A 2,500-nucleotide genomic window follows, 5' to 3' on the forward strand; every position below is an offset into this window, starting at 1 on the left:
GGGCTAAACGTATCACCGAAGCTGCGGATTGTTCTTACGAACAATGGTAGGAGAGCGTTCCAATGGCAGAGAAGTCAGACCGTGAGGACTGGTGGAGCGATTGGAAGTGAGAATGCCGGTATGAGTAGCGAGAAAAGAGTGAGAATCTCTTTCACCGAAAGCCTAAGGTTTCCTGAGGAAGGCTCGTCCTCTCAGGGTTAGTCGGGACCTAAGCCGAGGCCTAAGGGCGTAGGCGATGGACAACAGGTTGATATTCCTGTACCACCTCATGAGCGTTTGAACGACGGGGTGACGCAGAAGGATAGGGAAAGCGCACGGATGGAAGCGTGCGCCCAAGCAGCAAGAGAGTCAGGCAGGCAAATCCGTCTGGCAATCTCAAGCTGTGATGGGGAGTGAAATATAGTAGCGAAGTTCCCGATTTCACACTGCCAAGAAAAACCTCTAGTGAGTTCATAGGTGCCCGTACCGCAAACCGACACAGGTAGGCGAGGAGAGAATCCTAAGGTGAGCGGGAGAACTCTCGTTAAGGAACTCGGCAAAATGACCCCGTAACTTAGGGAGAAGGGGTGCTTCTTGCATGAGAAGCCGCAGTGAATAGGCCCAAGCGACTGTTTAGCAAAAACACAGGTCTCTGCGAAGCCGCAAGGCGAAGTATAGGGGCTGACACCTGCCCGGTGCTGGAAGGTTAAGGGGAAGTGTTAGGGTTTTACCCGAAGCACAGAACTGAAGCCCCAGTAAACGGCGGCCGTAACTATAACGGTCCTAAGGTAGCGAAATTCCTTGTCGGGTAAGTTCCGACCCGCACGAAAGGTGCAACGACTTGGGCACTGTCTCAACGAGAGACCCGGTGAAATTATACTATGCGTGAAGATGCGCATTACCCGCGACAGGACGGAAAGACCCCGTGGAGCTTTACTGTAGCCTGATATTGAATGTCTGTACAGCTTGTACAGGATAGGTGGGAGCCTTGGAAGCGTGAGCGCCAGCTTACGTGGAGGCACCCGTGGGATACCACCCTGGCTGTATGGACCTTCTAACCCAGGGCCGTGATCCGGTCCGGAGACAGTGTCAGGCAGGCAGTTTGACTGGGGCGGTCGCCTCCCAAAAGGTAACGGAGGCGCCCAAAGGTTCCCTCAGAATGGTTGGAAATCATTCGCAGAGTGTAAAGGCAGAAGGGAGCTTGACTGCGAGACCTACAAGTCGAGCAGGGACGAAAGTCGGGCTTAGTGATCCGGTGGTTCCGCATGGAAGGGCCATCGCTCAACGGATAAAAGCTACCCCGGGGATAACAGGCTTATCTCCCCCAAGAGTTCACATCGACGGGGAGGTTTGGCACCTCGATGTCGGCTCATCGCATCCTGGGGCTGTAGTCGGTCCCAAGGGTTGGGCTGTTCGCCCATTAAAGCGGTACGCGAGCTGGGTTCAGAACGTCGTGAGACAGTTCGGTCCCTATCCGTCGTGGGCGTTGGAAGTTTGAGAGGAGCTGTCCTTAGTACGAGAGGACCGGGATGGACACACCGCTGGTGTACCAGTTGTTCCGCCAGGAGCATAGCTGGGTAGCTACGTGTGGAAAGGATAAGTGCTGAAAGCATCTAAGCATGAAGCCACCCTCAAGATGATACTTCCCATCATTTTAAATGAGTAAGATCCCTCAGAGACGATGAGGTTGATAGGTCCGAGGTGGAAGCGTGGTGACACGTGGAGCTGACGGATACTAATAGATCGAGGACTTAACTAAACTAATATATGTCGTTGGCTTCTCTTATTTAGTTTTTAGGGTATAAAGTTAAAAAAACCCTTGCATTTTTTGTGGAAAATGCATATAATATGTCTTGTCTCCCATTTAGGGACAACATGTATGTCTGGTAGCAATAGCGGAGAGGTCACACCTGTTCCCATGCCGAACACAGAAGTTAAGCTCTCCAGCGCCGATGGTAGTTGGGGCTTTGCCCCTGCAAGAGTAGGACGCCGCCAGGCGAATAAATATCATCGATCTTACCTGATTGGTTTAAGATCGTGTGGGAGGATTAGCTCAGCTGGGAGAGCACTTGCCTTACAAGCAAGGGGTCGCAGGTTCGAGCCCTGCATCCTCCACCATCTGCCGGCCTAGCTCAATTGGTAGAGCAACTGACTTGTAATCAGTAGGTTGGGGGTTCAAGTCCTCTGGCCGGCACCATTATATATAAGAGATTATTCTAAATGAAATAATATTATTTAGTTTTAATTTAAGTAGCAGAGCAACATTATCCCCAAATAGTTCTGCAGCTACAAAGTTTAACCAGGACGTATACTATTTTTGGAATAAGAAAATATATATATAACGAGCCATTAGCTCAGTCGGTAGAGCATCTGACTTTTAATCAGAGGGTCGGAGGTTCGAATCCTCCATGGCTCACCATTTTTTGTAACATGCGGGTGTGGCGGAATTGGCAGACGCGCTAGACTTAGGATCTAGTGTCTTCGGACGTGGGGGTTCAACTCCCTCCACCCGCATTTAACC

General features: G+C 51.0%; 4 tRNA genes and 2 rRNA genes (1 of these 6 only partly in view). All 6 read left to right on the forward strand.

Annotation, left to right across the window (positions count from 1 at the left end):
- A 23S ribosomal RNA gene (locus tag ACZ42C_RS15680) occupies positions 1-1,738 on the forward strand; it begins 1,181 nt to the left of the window's first position.
- 123 nt (positions 1,739-1,861) lie between these two features.
- A 5S ribosomal RNA gene (gene rrf / locus ACZ42C_RS15685) occupies positions 1,862-1,977 on the forward strand.
- Positions 1,978-2,021: 44 nt separating this feature from the next.
- Positions 2,022-2,097: transfer RNA gene (locus ACZ42C_RS15690), tRNA-Val, on the forward strand.
- A 3-nt stretch (positions 2,098-2,100) separates the two neighbouring features.
- Positions 2,101-2,176, forward strand: a tRNA-Thr gene (locus tag ACZ42C_RS15695).
- A 146-nt stretch (positions 2,177-2,322) separates the two neighbouring features.
- A tRNA-Lys gene (locus tag ACZ42C_RS15700) sits at positions 2,323-2,398 on the forward strand.
- Between the two features lie 13 nt (positions 2,399-2,411).
- A tRNA-Leu gene (locus ACZ42C_RS15705) sits at positions 2,412-2,493 on the forward strand.
- Positions 2,494-2,500 lie beyond the last annotated feature (7 nt).

The sequence above is a fragment of the Virgibacillus kimchii genome (genome assembly GCF_055379185.1).